The sequence below is a fragment of the Helicobacter pylori genome, assembly GCF_015904775.1.
Lineage (GTDB): Bacteria > Campylobacterota > Campylobacteria > Campylobacterales > Helicobacteraceae > Helicobacter > Helicobacter pylori_DM.
On sequence record NZ_JADZNC010000036.1, the window covers coordinates 1 to 734 of the forward strand.

1 protein-coding gene is annotated in these 734 nt (G+C 31.7%); it reads right to left on the reverse strand.

Annotated features, from left to right (window positions below):
- On the reverse strand, positions 1-628 hold a 628-nt coding region (locus tag I6852_RS07880; RefSeq protein WP_197292082.1), incomplete at its 3' end, for a DUF874 family protein.
- Positions 629-734 lie beyond the last annotated feature (106 nt).

The window sequence follows — 734 nt, forward strand, 5'->3', positions numbered from 1 at the left end:
CTGTCTTTTGTTGTTCTTGTTCTACTTTTATTTGATTGTTAGTCTCTATATTGCTTGTCTTTTGTTTTTCTTGTTCTGTCTTTTGTTGTTCTTGTTCTGTCTTTTGTTGTTCTTGTTCTGTCTTTTGTTTTTCTTGTTCTGTCTTTTGTTTTTCTTGTTCTGTCTTTTGTTTTTCTTGTTCTGTCTTTTGTTTTTCTTGTTCTACTTTTATTTGGTTATTAGTCTCTATATTGCTTGTCTTTTGTTTTTCTTGTTCCAGTTCTATCCCACTCTTGTTTGCTCTATCCCTAGCATTTTCAGCTTCCTTTTGAGTTTCAGCCACTTCTTTTTTGGATTGGTCATCAGCAAAACACACATTCATAAGCATGGCTGTTATCGTTGTTACACCTATTGCTGAATTAAACCATGAGTTAGGATGCGTTTTTAAATAATCATCTGCAGTCTTAACATTCCCACATATCCAATTGCTTTTTTTAATTTGTTTTTTTATCGAGTCTTTTATCGCCTCCCAAAAAGCAATCCCCATTATAGACATTCCCACATTCTTAAAAACTTTCTTTTCTTTTGCCGTTTTTCCTAACTTCATCATCATTGTTGCAAGCATTACTAAAACCCTTATAATAGGCATTTAAATCCTTTCAAAAAAACAATCTCACTTTTCAAAATCTTATTATTGTAGTGTATATAGCCATATTTAACCGCTATTAAACAATTGGTTTGAGAAATTGTAAGGG